The organism is Flavobacterium sp. TN-1 (assembly GCF_052828645.1).
Map to the genome: position 1 here is coordinate 876,305 of NZ_CM128253.1, position 18,749 is coordinate 895,053.

The 18,749-nt window shown below is 32.7% G+C and carries 4 protein-coding genes; all 4 read left to right on the forward strand.

Translation table 11 applies throughout. The features are described 5' to 3' along the window. Nucleotides 1–69 precede the first annotated feature (69 nt). The 4 genes from ACUXZJ_RS03600 (at nt 70) to ACUXZJ_RS03615 (ending at nt 18,717) form a co-directional block, all read left to right on the forward strand. The gene (locus ACUXZJ_RS03600; protein ID WP_063743489.1) at nt 70–14,277 is read left to right on the forward strand and encodes a T9SS type B sorting domain-containing protein; all 14,208 of its coding nucleotides are present in this window, start codon (nt 70–72) and stop codon (nt 14,275–14,277) included. A gap of 15 nt (nt 14,278–14,292) precedes the next feature. Continuing rightward, a complete protein-coding gene (locus tag ACUXZJ_RS03605) occupies nt 14,293–15,285 on the forward strand; it encodes a PorP/SprF family type IX secretion system membrane protein (protein WP_081078462.1) in 993 nt (330 codons plus the stop codon). A 101-nt stretch (nt 15,286–15,386) separates the two neighbouring features. After that, nucleotides 15,387–16,574: a phosphoglycerate kinase gene (locus ACUXZJ_RS03610; RefSeq protein WP_060383721.1), complete on the forward strand. Its 1,188-nt coding sequence runs from the start codon at nt 15,387–15,389 to the stop codon at nt 16,572–16,574. A gap of 106 nt (nt 16,575–16,680) precedes the next feature. Further along, the gene (locus ACUXZJ_RS03615; protein WP_060383720.1) at nt 16,681–18,717 is read left to right on the forward strand and encodes a LysM peptidoglycan-binding domain-containing protein; all 2,037 of its coding nucleotides are present in this window, start codon (nt 16,681–16,683) and stop codon (nt 18,715–18,717) included. Nucleotides 18,718–18,749: the final 32 nt, after the last annotated feature.

The window sequence follows — 18,749 nt, forward strand, 5'->3', positions numbered from 1 at the left end:
CTAAAACAAGTTCATAAAAAGATAAAATTATATAACTTTATTAGTTTTTAAATAATAAACGAACGCCCTATGAGATCGAGTTATTACTTATGTATTTTATTGTTCTGGAGCTTAGGATTTCATCAATCCTTTGCACAACAATTTAAGCCTTTTTCTGTCGTCAATCAGACAAATGGTCTTAATGCAGATATTTTATTAATAGGAAATAATAATTTATCGCAGAGCTCAACTTTGCCATACGATGGAGATGAACCTAATGATAGGATTAGTATGGTTTATGTTAATGTAGATACTGCAGATAGAAGCGTTTACAATGCTAGTAAAGCTGAATTAAAAATTCCTACTGCTTACCAAGCCTGTCATAAAGTAAAATATGCGGCATTATATTGGGCAGGGATTTATAGTAATACAACATTAGATATTAAAAAAGTTAAATTGAAACTTCCAAAATCTACGGTTTATGAAGATATATCAGGTACCCTTATCTATAATCAAACCACTGAAGTAAATAAGCCTTACGCAGCTTTTGCTGATGTTACTGATTTATTAAATAAATTGGGAGATATTCAAGGTGATTATACTGTGGCCAATATCGTTTGTTCAGAAGGTAAGGTTACAGGAGGTTATTCGGCAGGATGGCATTTGTATGTTATATACGAAAATCCTAATTTGCCAGCTAAAAATATTACTTCTTTTAATGGGTTTACAAAGTTGAATAATACTAATTCTTTAGATGTACCTGTTAGTGGATTTAAAACAATACCTACAGGAAACGTAGGAGCTTGGGTAGCATTTGGAGCATTAGAAGGAGATCAACAAATATCAGGTGATTTTTTTAAAATTAATAATGTATTAATGCAACCTCCTTTTAGAAAAATCAACCAATTTACTTCAGATTATAAACAAAATTTCTTTAATAGTACTTTAACTGATCCTTCAGGACTTTTATCAGGTAGAACACCTAGTAGTAGGAATACCTTAGGTTATGACGCTGGTATTTTTAAAGTAGATAATCCTAGTAATTCTGTAATTAAAAATAATGATACATCAGCTTCTATTAATCTAGGGACAAATGGTGATCAGTACTTTGTTTTTTTTACAGCTTTTGCTGTTGATGTTATTGGACCTAGAGTCATATTAAGGAAAAATGTAACAAATAACGCAGGTTTAGATATTTCTAATCAAACCGTAGATATATGTGATGAAATTAATTACAATATATATTTTGATAATATAGGTAATGATGATGCACAAGGTTTAACATCTCATAAATATGGAACTAATTACGTATTGTTAAAGGATATTCTTCCTCAAAATGTAAGTTTACAAAGTATTACATCTACAAATACGACATTAAATACTTCGATGAAATATGAAAAAAACCCTACAAATCCTAGGGAGTTGTTTATTTATATTCCTAAAGCATATCTAAAAAAAGATGCTCCAGAGTATTCAATTAAAATCAAGGTAAAAATTGCTTGTTCTTGTGATGAGTTTACAACAGCTTGCTCAAATGAAATTAAAAACCAAGCTTTTGTTGAATACAGTGGTGTTATTAATAATGCGGAAAATCACAATGATCCTAGTTATTCTCAAATAGATCCTAATTGTTTAGTAGGTTCTACAAATTCAACAAACTTCATTGTTGGTTTAGATAAGAAATGTAATTTCACTACAGAAGTTCTTTATTGTGGTAATACAACCACATTAAAAGCAGGAAACAATTATGATAATTATGTTTGGACAGGTCCTGCAGGTGCAACTTTTACTCCTAATAAAACAAGTCAAGAAGTAACAGTAAATTTACCAGGAACTTATACGGTAACAGGCACAGATGCTATTTGTAGATCTATTGTTCAAACATTTAATGTTAAACTATACGGAGCAGATCTTGAAAATCCTCTAATTAAATACGATCAAAGTCTTACTCCTGTTCAGTGTACTGATTCAGGTGAAAGAATTCCTAGTATTTATCTTTGTGGTAAAGACGATAGTAAATTATTACAACCTAATATTGCAGGAGCTATAAAAGTAGAATGGCAATTATATGATGAAACTAAAGCAGGTTGTGGTCCCTATAATCCTGTAACGAACTGTCCTGTTACAGCAGATTCATGTTGGAATAAAATAGTTGAGGCAAACGAATACGCTGTTTCAAATGAAGGAAAATATAGGCTTATTTATACTTTTGTTGGAGGATGTACAAGAACTTTTTATTTTAATGTTTATAAAAATCTAACAGAAACAGAGGTTAAAGTATTACCTACTGTATGTGGTGCCCCAGGTTCTATAACAGTTATTAAACCTGTTAATAGTACAGGTAAATTTCAATTCCAATTAGTACAACCAAATGGAACATTGGGTGTTTGGACCGTTAATCCTGTATTTCAAATATTAACAGCAGGTAATTACACAATAAATGTAAAAGATAATACGGTTCCTGGTTCTTGTCAAATTCCTATTAAAAACATCGAGGTACCAGCTAATAATATATCCGTTTTACCAACGGTTTCACAACCTAAATGTAATGGAGATTTAGGATCTGTTAATTTAGGTGTTTCAGGAGTAGATGGTCCTTATACATACACTTTATATCAAGGAACAAATGCCTCTGGATTAATTGTAGGAAACTCAGTTACTACGGCACAGGCATATAATATATTTAATAATTTAACACCTGGTTTGTCTTACTATTGGATTGTTACCACTCCAAGTTGTACTAAAGATGGAACTTTTACTTTAATTAACCCTGCTCAATTGGTATTAAATGCCTCTATAACAAAACCTTTAAGCACATGTTCAGATGGCGAAATTACAATATCAGCAACTGGAGGTACTGCACCATACTTTTTCTATTTGAATAGTGCTCCTCCTGCCCCATTTTTAACAACTAATGTTATTTCTGTTACAAATCCTGGAATTAATACCATTACTGTATATGATTCTAATAACTGTACTCAAACAACTCAAATTAATGTTGTAAAAGTTCCAGCTCCTGTATATACAGTAAGCTATACTGATGTAAAATGTTATAATGATAATTCTGGTACCATTACATTTAATGTTACGAATGCAAATGGAAATACATTAGGATATAGCATTACTGGAGGTGCTCCTTTTACTAATAATTCATCGTTTACAAATTTAGCACCAGGTATTTATACACCTGTAGTTCAATATACCATAGGTACTGCGGTTTGTACAAAAACAGAACCTAATATTACGATTTCTCAACCTGAAAATCCATTAACTGCTTCTGGAGGTGTTATGGCATTAGCATGTAATACGACTGGAGGTAAAGGAATTATTCGTATCACAAATGTAGAAGGAGGAAAGCCATTTACTGGACCATCTTATTTATACAACTTTGGTAATGGTTGGACTAATGTAAATCAAGCTTCAGTAGCCCCAGGTACTTATACTGTTTATGTTAAAGATGCTGCTGATTGTGTGTTTCCAATGACGGTTACTTTAGATCCTATTCCTCCTGATCCAACAATTAACACGTCTGCACCTGCCTTTAATTGTAATGGTTCCGCTACGAGTACCGTTACGGTTAATAATGGTTCTACGGCTTATACATATACCTATTCTATCTCACCAGCATTGAATCCGCCACATGATCCTACTTCTAATGTGTTTAAGAATGTTCAATGTGGACACTCTGTTATAACAGTAAATTATAATTTAACGAACCCTCCTACTTTTAGTAATTTATTAAAAGAAGATTTTGGATCGGGTCCAGATGTAGAATCTCCAGGTATTAACAAAGGCTTTTGTTGGGAGGCGCAAGTAGAGGCTACGAAATGTCATGACGATAAACGTTTTGGTAACGGAGAATACACAATTACACAATTTATACTTAATAACCCTTATTCAGGTTGGTCTATTCCTTTAGATCACACTACTGGAGCAAGGCCAGGTAGATATTTAGCTGTAGATGCTGGAAATGCTATACCTAATAATGCTGTTTTATATAGAAAAACAATCAAAGATATCATTCCTAATCAACCAATTCTAGTTCGTTTTTATGCAAGAAATCTATTAAGAATTGGAAATACACAGCCAGATGCTTCTCTAACAGTAGAGTTACAAAATACTACAGGTGTAGCTTTATCTTCTAGTTCTACAGGAGCTATACCTAAGACAGAAAAATGGGAAGTATACAACAAAACTATAAACCCAGGAAATAATACAACCCTTGATTTTGTTCTAAGATTAGAAGTTGCAAAAGAAGACGGTATTGATTTTGCTGTAGACGATATAGAAGTATATCAATTGCCTATAACTTGTATTGCAACTAAAACTATTCCTGTAAATATCCCATGTGGACAAGCTTTTTCTGCTCAAATTACAGGACATAAAGACATAAGTTGTGCAGGATTAAATGATGCTACAATTACCATAGCTGCACAAAATTTTAATACAACTTCAGGGTATCAAGTATCAATGAATAATGGTGCTACTTGGACATCTTATAAAACATCTCCTGTAACAATAGCTGTTCCTCCAGCTGGATATCCAGGATTTGTATTGGTAAAATACGACTTAACTGCTGCTAATGCAGGTTGTAGTTTTAATTTACCACAAGCCATAATTGTACCAGCTCAATTACAAGTACAAACTAATATAACTTCTGCTACTTGTACTACTGGTGCTATTGTATCAGTTACTGCTACTGGAGGTACTCCTGCTTATCAGTATCAATTAGAAACTACTACGGGTGTTCCTGTTATAAATTATCAACCAAATAATAAATTTAATAACGTTGCACCAGGTGATTATGTGGTTGTGGTAAAAGATGCTAATGGATGTACACAAAAAGCAACAATTACTATTGGTATTGCACCTAAACCAACCATACAAGTACTAGCAACATCTGATTTTTGTTATGATGGAACCAATGCTGCTACTATAGTAGTAAGTGCATCAGGTGGTACTCCAGGTTATCAATATCAATTAGAAAATAATACAGGAACTATTTTAATTCCTTTCCAAAATAATGCTACTTTTTCAAACTTAACACCAGGGAGTTATGTTGTGGTAGTAAGAGATACTTTTGGTTGTACTGCAGCTACATCAGCGCAACAAATTAATGCACAATTGGTAGCAACAGCTACTTTAACAAAAGATGCTGATTGTAATCCATCAAACCCAAATGCAGAAATTACACTTGCAATTTCAAATGGTTATCCAAATTATTCATATCAAGTAAGTACAGATGGAGGTGTAAATTATACTCCAGCAGTACCTACTCCTATAGCTAATTTGCCATTTAAATACTCAATACCTCCTGTTTTAGCTGATACTACATATCAATTTTTAGTAACAGATAGTAAAGGATGTAAAGTAACCACGAATACTGTAACCGTTAAAAAATTAGTACCAATAATTGCTAATCCTTCTACCGTAGCTGTAACCTGTAATGGAGGAGCGGATGGAAGTGTTACCTTTGCTCCTACTGGTGGTGCGGGTGGTTATCAAATTAACTTTAATAATGCTGGTTTCTCTAATCAGACTAGCTATGCTGGTTTGGCACAAGGAACTTATAATTATATTATTCGAGATCTTAAACAGTGTACTATTACAGGAACTATTACAATTAGTCAACCTAATATTTTAAAGGCTACAGCTGTACTAAATCCAAATTACACGTGTAAAACGAATGCTACTATCACAGTTACAGTGTTACCAAATGAAAATGGTGCTGGAGGTGTTGAGTATAGTAATAATAACGGTAATACATGGCAGTCATCTAACGTTTTCAGTAATTTAATTGCGGGTACTTATACCATAGTAGTCAGAGACAAAAATGGTTGTCGTTTTACGATTAACCCTCCATTTGTAGTAGTTCCATTAACCCCTCCAACGGATTTAACGGTTACTCCTACTTCTTCTATGACTTGTCCTGCTAAAACAATTAATGTACAAGTGACCGTTACAGGAGGTAGCTTACCTCTAAAAGAGTATGCTATAACAGATCCAGTAGCTGCGGCTGTAACAAATACTACAGGTGCTTTTACTAATCTATCTGCGGGTACCTATACCTTTGTAGTTACTGATGCAAAAGATTGTACGTATACTGAAAAATATACTATCAATCCATTACCAGATATGTCAATATCTAATCGAATTCTATCAGATATTAAATGTTTAAATGGAACTGAAGGATCTGTTGAAATATCGGTATCAAATTTTGGAACAGGTTATTCATACGTAGTAACAGGTCCTACTCCTTCTGTAGGTACAGGAACTACATCGCCTTTTGTATTAAACAATTTAAGAGCAGGAAATTATACAGTTGATGTAACTAATACTACAACAAAGTGTAAGATAACTACCTTATTTGAGATAAAAACACCTACAGTTGCTTTAGATGCAACATTAGATAAAGATCCTATTACTTGTACAAAACAAGGAAGTATCATTGTTAATGCTACTGGAGGATGGGGAGGTTATACCTATACAATTAGTCCTGCTGCGGGTACTTTAACTGGTAATATATTTAGTAATTTGCCAGCTAACAACTATACTGTAACTATTAAGGATGCAGGAGGGTGTCAAGTATCGAAAACAATTAATTTAACGAACCCAAATCGTCCTACGATTGCTTTAGCAGGAGCTTCTGATTTTTGTTATGACAATACAAACAAAGCATCTTTAGTTGTATCCGCTTCAGGAGGGATTTCTCCTTATAGTTTCAGTTTGAATGGAGGGGCTTTTGTACCAAGTAATACGCCTACTGATAGTCATACTTTTAATGGTTTAATTCCAGGTACTTATACAATAGTTGTACGAGATGCTTATGGATGTACAAATCCTACAGTATTCCAACAAACAATTAATAGCGAATTAAATGCAACAATTGTTTTAAATAAGGGATACGATTGTACGGCTACGCCAGATGCTGTTATTAAAGGTAGTATTTCAAACGGTTATTTACCGTATGGCAAATATGAAGTAAGTTATAATGGTGGAGCTTACACCGTAGTAGGCAGTATTACAGGTTCTACCTTTACATATCCTGTTTTATTAGCAAACTCAGGTACTTATAAATTCCGTATTACAGATGCTAAAGGATGTCAAATAGAGACTAATATATTAGATATAAAACCACGTTCGTTACCTAATTTATCTTTAAACATAACTAGTCCAACCGTAAAATGTCATGGTGATGCCACAGGTGCTTTTACTTGGAGTGTTACAAACGGAACACCTGATTATACTATATCAGTTGTAAATACAACAACGGGTATTAATTATGGTACACAAACAGCTGGTTTACCTGCTGGTAATTATTCTGTTACTGTTACAGATGCAAAATCTTGTACTGATACTAAAACTTTCAGTATTACAGAACCAGCTTTATTAAATTATACAATTAAAATTAATCCTCTTGCTTGTAATATTGGAACTAAAAATTATATAAAAGGATCTATTTGTGTAAATACAGATTTAACAGGAGGAACATTACCTATTACCTTTACATTAACTGATGCATCAGGTGTACAAGTAGGTACTCCGATTGTTGTTAATTCTTTACCACTAGCTACTACAGTTTGTTTCCCTAATATTGATTATGGTGTTTATACTGTAAAGGCAGTTGATGCTAATGGTTGTTCAAAAGTAGTTCCAAATCAAATTATATCTAGCCCACCTTCAGATTTAACATTTACTTTTACAGGTGTGGCTACTTGTGCAACAGGTGCAAGTTTACAAGTAGATATTTCAGGAGGAGTTATTGGTCCAGGTACTTATCAGTTTGGTATTGTTGATTTACCAGCTGCTCCATGGTCAACTACTCTTGTTAATTCTAATAATGGAGCTGCTTCTCATATTTTTAATGGTTTAATTCCAGGGGCTACCTATAGTATAGTGGTATATGATACAACAACAGGATGTTATCACTTCCAAACGGCTCCTACGGTACCTTCGTTTATTAATCCTACTTTATCTCAGGTTATTAATAATGTGACGTGTAGAGGTGCTGCTGATGGATCTATTAAATTTACTTTAAGTAATTTAAGTGCAGGTGTTACTCAGTTTTCATACCAATTAATTAATGCGGCTACTAATGTAAACATTGGAGCCCCTGTAATAATTAATTCGCCTTTTGTTTATCCATATTCAATTAATCCTTTAGCACCAGGTTCGTATAATATCTTAATACGTGAAATCAATGGAGCAAATGCAGGATGTGGAAAGACATTTGGTCCTTATGAAATAAAAGAGTCTGCAACGGATTTAATACTTGATTTGACAAGCACAAATGATAATTGTAAACCTAATGCTGGTATTATTACAGCTGCTGCTTCAGGTGGTACAGGACCTTACTTATATCAAGTATTTGTTGATTCTGGTGCAACTGGGGTAATAGATGGTACTGATCCTATAACGACAAATTCTGCATTTATTAGTTCTTTTGATCCATTAATCCATAAATCTAATGTATTTAATTTAGAGGGAAAAAATTATATAGTATATGTAAAAGACGCTAATGGTTGTATTAAATTTAATTTCATAAAGGTTGATGTAGATTCAGAACCAATTATTTCTGCAACGGTTAATAATTTATGTGCTGCTGAGGGTAATTTTGCTATTGATGTAGTACTTACAACTTCTGGTATTGCACCTCATGTGTATAGTATAGATGGTGGTGCTTTTCAAGCACAGACAGCACCGTTTACTATTTCTAATCTTTCTTCAGGAGTACATACCGTAGAAGTAAAAGATAAAAATAATTGTGGTAATAAGGTTACAGTTACAATTTTAAAACCTTTAAAAGCAATTGGTGATTTTACCTTACTTCCTACTTGTAATACAGCTACTGGTACGATTACTATTAAGGCAAATGATGGAAGTGGTAACTATAGTTATAGTCAAATAGCTCCTCCAGGAACCACTAATTTAAATGGTATTTTTAATTCTTTAGCTCCAGGTAACTACACTTTTGAAGTAACGGATCTTACAACAAATTGTAAAGTAACTGTTCCTGTAAATTTAGCACCTGCTAAAGATGTTCTTTTCGTAGCAGCAACAGTTACTAATACTAAATGTATAGGTAGTAATGATGGTAGTATAACTGTAAATTTAGATACTACTAATACAGATGCACCGTACAAATATAGTATAGCTCCTGATCCAAACGGTGTGGGAGTACAAGATACGAACCTCTTTGTAGGTTTACCTTTAGGTAATTATGTTGTCACAGTAACTTCTGCAAGAGGTTGCTCGGCTACTCAAAACGTAAGAGTAGATGAGCCAACACCTATTAACATTACCGCTGTAGCTACTCAGTTTGCATGTAATGCTACGAATGCTTATAATCCTGCAGAAATCAAAGTTACAAATGTTACAGGAGGTACAGGAATATATACAACTTATGAGTTTGAACTGGCTGGTGTTGTTTTACAATCTGGTGCTAGCTCTGTATTTAAAACACAAGATACAGCTGGTGGTTCTTACACAATAAGAGTGTTTGATTCTAACAGATGTATCGGAACTACAAAAGTTGATATTAATGCTATAACACCATTAGGAGCAACCATAGTTAAAAATCAAGCTATTGATTGTACTCAAAATGAAATTATTAGTATTAATGCTACAGGAGGTTCAGGTAATTATACTTACCAAGTAATTCCTTTTGGAGCAACTAACGTGGTTGCTGGACCAACTGCTAATCAATTTACAATTAGTGCAGCAGGTTCTTATACTTTCCAAGTAATAGATGCAACCACTGGATGTTTTATTCAAATAGGACATCAAATAAATGTATTTAAAACATTAACCGCTATTCTAGCACCTGATGCAAGTGTAAAATGTTTTGGAGATACTACTGGTGGAAGTTTATTATTAAGTGTTCAAGGGTATTCAGGACCTTATACGTATACTTTATATGATAATACTAATACAATAGTTGCTGGACATAATGGTATTATAGTTGATAATACTGTAACCAATCCGTTTACTATATCAGGTCTACCAGCGGGGACTTATACAGTTAAAATTAAGGAAAATAACTTTCCTAAGTGTGATATTACAACAGCTTTTGCTACTGTAGGTACTCCTACACAATTGGCAATAACAGCTACTGTAGATAAAAATGATAATTGTAATCCTCTAGCAGGTATTATTAAAGTTTTAGGTAATAATGGTACTCCTACCTACTCCTATATTGTTGCGTTAGCTACTGATCCTGCTCCTACAGCTGCTTCTGTGGGATGGACAACTTCTACCGTATTTAATCGTGATGGAGGTAATTACATAGCTTATGTAAAAGATGCCAACAATTGTATCGCACAGGTGCCAGTTATTCTGCCTACTGATAAGAATCCTGTACTAACACTCCCAGTGTTTGCTGCTAATCAATGTACTTCTAATGGTACTGATTATGTAATAACAGCAACTAGTGTTGTAGATGGAATACCTCCTTATACTTATAGTATTACAAATGCTAATGGAACTAGCTCATTTGTAAATGTAATTGCACCGTATACCTTTAATGGATTAATTATAGGAAATAATACGATTACTATAAAAGATGCTAATGGATGTACCGACAGTAAATCAATTATTGTATATCCGCCATTAAATATCAATCCTACTATTGTTGCTCAGCCTACTTGTAATGCTAATGATGGTAAGATAACACTTACTGCTGTTGGCGGATCGGGTAATTATGAATACACGTATGGAGCTACAGTAAATGGTACAGGTATATTTACAGGTTTACCATTTGGAGATTCCACTTTTACAGTTAGAGATTTGACTACTGCTTGTACTAAAAATATTACAGTTAAATTAGAAAAACCAGATGATGTATTGATCGCTTCTATACTACCTACCTCTACTATCTGTAATGGAGATAGTAACGGAACGATTACAGTAAATTTAGAACCGGCTCCATCAAATGGAAATCCTATTTATACTTATGCTTTAGTTTTTCCTTCTCAACAATTGAGGTCAGCACAAACTAATAATGTATTTACAGGATTACCAGCGGGTAATTATACTGTTGAAGTTACTTCAGGTAGAAATTGTAAAGTAAAACAACAAGTTACAATCTCTCAGCCTGACGTGATGACTGTCCCATCTCCTATTGTTAATCAGTTTGCTTGTACACTAAATACTAACTCTGTTAATGCTGCTTCAATTACTGTTAATGGCGTAACAGGTGGTTCTGGTAAATATGTAAACTATGAGTTTGTTTTAAACGGTAAGCAAGTTTATTTTGGTCCAGAAAAAACCTATTCAACAACGGATATAGTAGGTGGAAAATATACTATAAATGTATATGATGATAAAGGATGTAAAGGAACTGCTACAGTTGATGTAAATCCTTTTGTTAGTATTTCTGGACCTAATATTGTGGTAAATAATGATATTACATGTATTAGTGGTGAGGATATTACGGTAAGTGTTACTACTACAGGTGCACCAGTTCCTTTGTATGATTACAATGTAACTAATATCAGAACAGGAGCATCTATTACTAATACTACAGGTATCTTTACTAATTTAGGAAAAGATAACTACATGGTTACAGTTACTAACAATAAAACGAATTGTAGTGTTCAAAAAATACATTATGTAGCAGATCCAAATACTTTTGCTATACAATTAGCAAATACCAAGGATGTAACTTGTAAAGGAAGTTTTACAGGTAGTACAGAGGTTTCCATAGTAGATACCATATTAAGTAATGGAAATCAAGCTGGAGAATTTAATTATACGGTTACAAATAACAATACTGGATTTAATTTAGTAGGAAATAGTGCTACTGCAGGACCACTCCTCATTAATGGGCTTTCTGCTGGTACTTATACTCTTAATGTTACTTTAGCTAAAAAACCTAATTGTACTTTCTCGTCTAATTTTACAATTAACGAACCGAACAATGCACTTACGATTGCCACTACTAAAGGATTATTAACTTGTACACCAGGTAATGATGGTTCTATTAGCACAGTTGCTACAGGTGGTTGGGGTAATTACACCTATACTATATCACCAGTTGAAGGACAGCAATTATCTCCAGGTATATTTACTGGATTATCAGGTAATTCAGCTTATACCATAACAGTTAAAGATGAAAAAGGTTGTTCTGTAAATCAGATAGTTAATTTATCTAAACCCGCTATTATTGATGCACCTAATATTGCACCAGTACAATTACGTTGTTTTGGTGTAAATGATGGAGTAGTACAAGTAGTAGGCGTAACAGGTGGTTATAATGTTCCTAATGATTATAATTACACTTTACATTATGTAAATCCTGTAGGAGTTACTTCAGGACCTCAAGCATCTAATACGTTTACTAATTTAGCTCCTGGACGTTATTATGTTATTGTGAATGACGCTTCTAATTGTCCATCTAAGCAATTATTCTTTGATGTATTACCTGCTAAAGAAATAAAAACATCTTTATCGTTAGTACCTAATTCACAAATTTGTGATACAAGCCAAGCTAGTTTAATTCTTACAGCTACTGGAGGTACAGGTATATTTGAATATAGTAATTCTCAATCAGGACCATGGACACCATTCGTTTCTCCTTTGAGATTAAATAATTTAGCTGCTGGCATAACTTATAAATATTATGTTCGTGATACAAATGCTTGTGCTGGGGTTGAAACAAATGGATACACAATCAGTACTTTGTCACCATTTACGATTGATCCAATTTCACCTATCAAAGTAAATTGTTCGTATGACACAGCTAGAGTTGTTGCCCATGCAAGCGGAGGACAAGGAAACTATACGTATGTGTTATTACCTTCAAATATTTCTAATACTACAGGTATATTTATGGATGTCCCAGTAGGAAATCATACAATTCAAGTTAGAAGTGGTAATTGTACTTCTATAAGTACTCCTGTATCTATTAGTTCACCAGCTGAATTAAAATTTGACTTAAAAGGAATTCAGACTACTTGTTCATACAAAAGAGATGGAAAAATTGTAGTAACCTTAAAAGGTATTGATAATCGTAAATTACAATATTCTATTAGTTCAGCAGATGGCTCTTACACACATCAACAAGTTTATACAGTTAACGACAATGATTTAGCCGCTGGTACTTTTACAATTAGTAATCTAAAACCAGACACTTATGAGATAAATGTGTTTACAGTTGCTACTTCATGTCATCCACCAGTACAATCTGTACGTATTACAGCACCAGCAGAACTTAAAGGTACTGTGACTGGTATAGATGAAATATGTGCTAATGAAAATAGAGGAGAAATTCATATTACAAATATTCAAGGAGGTACAGGACCTTATTTTGTAACAAAAGAATACAAAATAAGTTTTGATAATTCAACCCCGCCAGTTGAAGTTGATGATTCAATTTATGAACCAATTAACAATCTAGACGGTGTGAACTCTCATGTATTTAATGGATTAGACGGTAAAAAATATTCTATTGCTATTAAAGATTCTAACGGTACAAATTGTAAAGCCCTTTATGATATTATAATAGGCCCTGGTGATAGTTTTGATCCTGGAATTAATGTTACTTATCCTTGTAACCCATTGACAAATAAACCAATGGTACGAATTGAAGTAATAAATAAATTAGATGCTAAAGGTGCTTTTGTTGGTAATTATAAATTTAGTTTAGATAATTTACCTGCACAAACTAGTAATATATTCTTATCTACTGATCCGAAATATACGAACCAGTTTTTAGCTCCTGCATTTCATACCGTGTTTGTAGAAGGACCAAACGGATGTCCAAATAACAATGTGCTTCCAACTCCGTTCATGGTAACTCCTCTAAATGAATTAGATGTTGTATTAAGTATTTCAGGTCTTAATACTGCAATGGCAGTTGCTACAGGAGGTTCAGGTAATTATAAGTATACATTCTTTGCAGATGGACAACAAATGCAATCAGGATCTAATAATACTTTTATTTACTATCAGCAATATGAACAAATAAAAGTAATCGTTACCGATGATAGTGGATGTAATGATATAGATGCTAAACGTTTAACTTATATACCTATTTGCGTTCCTGACGTAATGACACCAGATGGAAATGGAGAAAACGATGATTGGGGGCCTGGTTGTGTAGATCCTACAGTTTATCCAAGATTAGTAACACATGTTTATGATCGTTACGGTCGTCTAATTGCTACATTACCAGTTGGAGCAAGATGGAACGGTAAATATAATGGTAAAGAATTACCTTCTGGTGATTACTGGTATGTTATAAAAGTAGATAATAATGATGGCAAAGAGTTTGTAGGTCACTTCACTCTTTATAGATAATTTAACTTTTGAGTTATGACAATTCGTACACTATATAGTAAATCAAAAAAAGCTTTTACAATGTTAGCTTTTTCTATAGTATCCTCAGGGATTGCTCAGGAGTTACACCTACCTGCAGCCACTCAATATTTAGCAGATAATCCATTTGTTTTATCACCTACCTATGCTGGGATAGGTGATAATGCAAGGATTCGTGTTAACGGTTTTTTTCAATGGGTTGGTATTAAAGATGCCCCTAATAATCAGGCCGCTTATTTTGATATGCGCATATTAGATCAATCAGGAATTGGTCTTCACGTTTATAATGATAAAAATGGGAATAGCCGTCAGATAGGAGCTAAACTATCATTTGCACATCATATTATCTTAGATTATCCAAGTAAACAGTATTTTTCTTTTGGTATGTCTTATAATTATAATAATTTTAGACACGAAATCGAAAATTTTCAAACATCTGATGTTAGCGTAAATAATGATCGTTTTATTAATAATAGTAATTTTGACGTAGGTTTCTTGTATAGAAAAAGTAAATTTTATATTAATTTAAATTTTAGTAACCTATTACCAAAAGATCTTAAGAAGTTTCCTGTTTCACCAGAACCTAATCAATTACGTAATTATCAACTTTATACAGGTTATGTTTTTAAAGGAAACCGTGATTCTAGAACTGAAATAGAACCTTCCGCTTATGTTCAATATTTTGAAAGTGACGGACGTTCTACAACAGATATGAATCTTAAGTATCGTTATATAGATTACCAACGTACAGGTTATTTTTGGTTAGGAGCAACCTACCGTTTTCTAAACGACCAACCTATGAAACCACTATCAATTGGACCTATGTTAGGATTAAAAAAAGGAGGTTTTTATGCTGGATATGCTTATCAAGTTACAACTAACGAATTGGTAAAATACAACTCAGGTACACACATGATTACTTTAGGATGGGATTTCTTCCAAGGTATCAGTAACTGTCCTTGTACTCAAAATTCTTTATCAGAAGATTAAACCTTTAATTTAAATATTTTAAAGGCTAAAAATATAGCTAGATCCAATATTTAGCATTTTTTAGCCTTTTTTATTTTATTTTTGTATAAAAAAATAACACAATGAAAACGATTTTTGACATTGATTTTAGAGGCAAAAAAGCCTTAATTCGAGTTGATTTTAATGTGCCTTTAGATAAGAATTTTAATGTTACAGACACAACTCGCATTGAAGCAGCTAAACCCACCATTGATAAAATTTTAAATGAAGGGGGATCTGTCATTTTATTATCACATTTAGGAAGACCAAAGGGAGTACAACAAGAATTTTCTTTGAAACATATAGTATCTAAAACAGCAGAAATTTTAGGTAAACCAGTAGATTTTGCATCAGATTGCATCGGATCTATTGCTGAAAATGCTGTTATGAACCTTAAAGAAGGTCACGTTCTACTATTAGAAAATTTACGATTCTATAAAGAAGAAGAAGAAGGGGATATTGAATTTTCTAAAAAATTAGCTTCCTTTGGTGATATTTATGTAAATGATGCTTTTGGTACAGCACATAGAGCGCATGCTTCTACTGCTATAATAGCACAATTCTTTCCTGATAAAAAATGTTTTGGATCTCTTTTAGTAAAAGAAATAGAGAGCCTAAATAAAGTTTTAAACAATAGTGTAAAACCTGTAACAGCAGTATTAGGAGGTAGTAAAGTTTCTTCCAAAATTACAGTTATTGAAAATATTTTAGATAAAATTGATCACATGATTATTGGCGGAGGTATGACTTTTACTTTTATTAAAGCATTAGGAGGTCAGATTGGTAATTCATTATGTGAAGATGATAAACTAGATTTAGCCCTTGAAATTCTTGAAAAAGCCAAATCTAAAGGAGTTCAAATTCATTTGCCAGTTGATGTATTAGCTGCTAATTCTTTTTCTAATACAGCAGATACAAAATTAGTAAACGTTAACTCAATCCCCGATGGATGGTTAGGAATGGACGTAGGTCCTAAAACGTTAGAAACAATCAAAGAGGTTATTTTAAATTCAAAAACTATTTTATGGAATGGTCCTCTTGGTGTTTTTGAAATGGAACATTTTGCAAATGGTACGATCGAATTAGGAAATTATATAGCAGAGTCTACTCAAAATGGTGCTTTTTCATTAGTCGGAGGAGGAGATAGTGTTGCCGCTGTAAAACAGTTTGGTTTTGAACCTAAAATGAGTTATGTTTCAACAGGAGGTGGTGCCATGTTAGAAATGCTAGAAGGTAGAATTTTACCCGGAATTGCAGCCATTTTAAATTAATTAAGTGAATTTTAACATTTTTTATTATTGTAAATCAAAATTAGGTTTTATGTTTGTAAATCTAATATAAATAGCTGAAAATAAGTTATTTAATAAATTAAAGCTGATGATTAGAAAGAAACTTGCTCTCAATCTATTTTTACTGGTATCTGCTTTTGGAACTTATGCACAAAATAAGATTCCACAGGATTCTGTTTCAAAACTTATAGTTAAACGATCTTATTTAGATTCTATAAAGAGAACTTTTGTAGTTAATGAAACGTCAGATTGCATAGACAATCAACATATAAAAGAACTATCTAATACACAAGATATTTTTGATGGAATTGTTTCAGATATTAAAAATCTTGATTTAAATATAAAAGTAGACTTTGATTTGCCAACAGATGTATTCAAAGAAAGATTACGTTTATTAGATGAAAAGTCTCCTTTTAATATTGAATATAATCCACAACTAGAAAACTTAGTTAAAAATTTTCTAAAAAACCGCAAACGATCTTATGAACGTTTAATGGGATTATCTCAGTTTTATTTTCCTTTATTTGAAGAAGCAATGGCTCGTTATGATGTACCTTTGGAAATCAAATATCTTTCAATTGTAGAATCAGCATTACGATCTAGTGCTGTATCCAGAGTAGGAGCAACGGGTTTATGGCAATTCATGTACGAAACAGGTAAGCAATACGGGTTAAAAATTGATTCCTATATAGATGAACGTAAAGACACCTTTAAAGCAACCGATGCAGCCGCACGTTATATGCAAGGAATGTACAAAATTTTTGGAGATTGGGAACTCGTTTTAGCTTCCTACAATTCAGGAGCAGGAAACGTAAGTAAAGCTATTCGCCGTTCTGGAGGCTTTCAAAATTTTTGGAATATTAAACATAAATTACCCCGTGAAACACAAGGTTATGTACCTGCTTTCTTAGCCACTATGTACATTTTTGAGTATCATAAAGAACACGGATTAGTACCTTATAAACCTGTAGCAAAACATTTTGAAACGGATACGATCGCTTTGAAACGAAAGGTAAGCTTTAAACAATTGGCAAGTTTATTAGATATGCCTGAATCTGACATTGAGTTTTTAAATCCATCTTATAAAATGAAGGTGGTTCCTTATGTAACTGGTAAGAACCATTTCATTTGTTTGCCCAAAAAGAAATTAGCCATTTTAGCTTCTAATGAAGAAAAAATTTACGCTTATATTGATCACCAAGAAAGTCAGAGAGAAAGACCTTTTATAAGACAAATCAAACCACGTGTTATTAAAGAAATATTTGATACAGAAAAAGTTACAGAAGAAAGCTTGGTTAATAAAACAGAATCTAAAAAACCTCTATTACAGAAATTTCATATTGTTAAAAAGGGTGACGATGCAAGAAAACTAGCAGAGAAATATAACGTAGCAGTTGCTGATATAAAAAAATGGAATAGATTAAGAGGAATACATTTATTAAGAGGATCTAGAATCCGTATTAAATACGATGAATCTAATACTATTGCTGCAAATGCTGTTCAAGAAATAGAAGAAAGCAATCCAACCACATTAAATGTAGTGGGAAATATTCCGAAAAACAAGATAACAGATTTGGTTTATAAAGATTCAAAAGTTAAAAACGAATTAAATACAACCGCTGATGCAGCTCCTTCTGAACATGTTGTTTTACAAGGAGAAACGCTTTATGCCATTGCTAAAAAACATCATTTGTTTGTGTCAGATTTGAAAAAATGGAATCAAATTGAAAATGGTATGGTAAATCCAGGTGATGTTATAAAATTAACTGAATCAAAACAAGAAATAATTACTCAAACAGATTTATACATAGTAAAAAAAGGAGATAATTTTGTAAAAATTGCTAAAAATTACGGTGTAACTGTTGATGAACTTATGCAATGGAATGATAAAATATCAAAAGAAGTTAAAGTAGGAGAACAACTAAAAATTGAAAAAACTATTGCGGCTAAAGTTGAATTACCAAAAAAGAAACTTCCATTTGATGAGCAAAAACTCTATATAGTTCAAAAAGGAGATTCGTTATTTAAAATTTCCAAAAAATACAACACAACGGTTGCAGAGTTAAGAAAGAAAAATAATATAAAAGAAAATGATCTACAGCCAGGAATGAAAATAAAAATTTAACATACAGTAAAGGACGCATTAGCGTCCTTTAA